At 32.4% G+C, this 2423-nt stretch carries 3 protein-coding genes; 2 read left to right on the top strand and 1 reads right to left on the bottom strand.

The window, feature by feature from the left end:
- Window positions 1-511: 511 nt before the first annotated feature.
- Window positions 512-1030, bottom strand: a complete 519-nt coding sequence (locus V7266_RS29575; protein WP_335472786.1) for a hypothetical protein — start codon at window positions 1028-1030, stop codon at window positions 512-514.
- A 119-nt stretch (window positions 1031-1149) separates the two neighbouring features.
- Between V7266_RS29575 and V7266_RS29570 the strand changes: the two genes are divergently transcribed.
- Window positions 1150-1407, top strand: coding sequence for an RNA-binding domain-containing protein (locus tag V7266_RS29570; protein ID WP_335472784.1), 258 nt, complete (start codon window positions 1150-1152; stop codon window positions 1405-1407).
- A 323-nt stretch (window positions 1408-1730) separates the two neighbouring features.
- The coding region (locus V7266_RS29565) for a zinc-ribbon domain-containing protein (RefSeq protein ID WP_335472783.1) at window positions 1731-2423 on the top strand (693 nt) is incomplete at its 3' end.

Raw genomic sequence — 2423 nt, 5'->3', positions numbered from 1 at the left:
AAGTATTGCTTTGCGGACAGAATCCTTATAAAATTACAAATAAAGATTCTTCAATGATTCATCAATTTATAACCTGATTGATACAATAATAGGACAAGTCTCAGCCGCCCTATGTTCAAAGTAGCATAATCTCTGTGTTAAACTAAAATTTGTAACTTAAAATTCATTATTGGCAGCTTAAGGAAAGCAAATAATTGACTAGGAACATAAAGGTTATTAACCCCTTATCTAACAAGGGATTCAGCTGAGTGAGCGTTATTTAGCTGAATTCCAATCAATTTTTATTAAAAATAGTTTTTCGAGTATAAATACATTATATTTAAAGGGGTAGTAAAAACAAACTACCCCTTAAAAATTTAGTCAGATTAATGCTCCATTATCTTCCTTACCAACACTAGTATTGAAAAAAGAATAATTAAGTGTGTGTTGGAATCTCTTTTAATAATAAAGCTTCCTGTTAATTTTTCCATGAAAATCCACAAAACAAAAAACAGGGTAAATCTAAAGTTGATTAAAATGTTATTTTGAATGATTGGGTTGAATATAAATTTCCTTTGATATCAGATAAGATTATTCGGTATTTTGAATTTTTATCTTGTAGTTGTAAGAGCCTGTAGTATTCCGTTTCTGATAATCCAAAATGCAATGAGGTAGTGACCATATCATTACTTGGTATTTTTAAAAATGAAGAATATTTTAAATATAATGTTTCTCTTAGGTAAGTTACCTTATAAAGGGGCCAACTTACTTCAGATAAATCATCCTCTAAACTATCTAAAATGAGCTTCCCTTCTGTTATGCAATTTACGTTTAATCCCTTGTTTATAATAGTGGTTGGGATACTAAATTGTGTATAAAAATCTGACTGTAAATCGTTTGCACCAAAACTTGTAGCGTTTATAAGTCCCGGTAAAATAATATCTATTCCATAATCCACGACCACTCTTCTGTTTTTTTCAAAGTACATATGGTCTAAATCATACTTACTAGCAGGATTTATTGACGTCCCTTTTCTTATAGGAATAAACATTTTAGTTTGTTTCCCTTTAGTTGATTCATACTCCTTAATAATATGAGGTTTATTTGGTGACCAAGGAATCTCTATAACAGATACATTAATATGGTCAATCTGAAATCGAAAATCCAAAATTGGAATTTAAAAGGGGATGGTGGGATTTTAATCAGCAAACTGGAATTAATGAATTTTTAAAAGATATTACGGCTAGGGCAAATACATCCGGAGACACAGGGTACATAATAATCGGTATAGACAAAAATGGTAACTTTTATGATTCCCCTATTCCAAAGGATCCAATCTATTTAAGAGGTCTTGTTCTAAAAAGAGTACATGAAGCAATGGATTTTGAAGTTTACCCATACAAGACTATTTTGCAAAATGCGATATAAAAAATAATCAAAATAAACAAGGTTAATTGATTTCCATAAAAGCAGTCTTCCACAATTGGGCCATTCTTAATGTTATAAGACTTCCATACGAAGCTTGCGATAGAACTAGTCCTCCTCTAAATTTAAACGTACTACTTCTCGGTTCAGTTCTTTTGTATATATAGCCTAACTTGGTAGGGGTTTTTTTATGGCCCCAAAAGTACAAACCTTTACTGCTATTACAGTTGTTGAAGCGATGAGACAGTCTAAGGTGAAAGGTGAAAAGTAAACGTTAACGTTATATAGACTAGTGAAAAGATATGAAGATGAGGTGTAGTCTGAAAATGAAGCCCAATACCCTTTCCGTAAGGAAACCAGAGTTACTAAATGAGTGGGATTATGAAAAGAATTTCCCGTTAACTCCAGATAATGTAACTTTCGGTTCAAATAAAAAGGTTTGGTGGATATGTAAAATTTGTACCTACAATTGGACATCAGCAATCAATGACCGATCTAGAGGAAAAGGATGTCCGTCTTGTAATGGGCGCGGTTCTGCAAGTGTACTAACCACTGAGAGATCTTTACTATATGTAAATCCTAAATTGGCGAGTGAGTGGCACCCTACTAAAAACGGTTTTTTAACACCTAATGACATATTTGCAAACTCAGGTGAAAAAGTCTGGTGGTTATGTGAACATGGACATGAATGGAAAGCTGCCATTGCAAAGAGAAATGGTGCTGGCAGAGGATGTCCGAAATGTGCTCAAGGAACCCAAACCTCATTTCCTGAATTAGCGATCTTCTTTTATTTGAAACAACTATATTCTGATGTCATTGGTCGATACCAACTATGCTTGGATAAAACTAAACATATTGAAATTGATATATTTATCCCTTCGCTAAATGTAGCTATTGAATATGATGGTTACGTCCATCGTGATAAACAAAAAGAGGATGAGGAAAAAAATAAAATTTTAACTGATATAAAATTAAAATTTTTACGTATTCGTGAAAAAGGGTTACCTTATATAGAATCC

The sequence above is a fragment of the Neobacillus drentensis genome, assembly GCF_036965645.1.
GTDB lineage: Bacteria > Bacillota > Bacilli > Bacillales > Cytobacillaceae > Neobacillus > Neobacillus drentensis_D.
The sequence above is the reverse complement of the archived record's forward strand: the minus strand, read 5'-3'. Positions and strand labels throughout refer to the sequence as shown.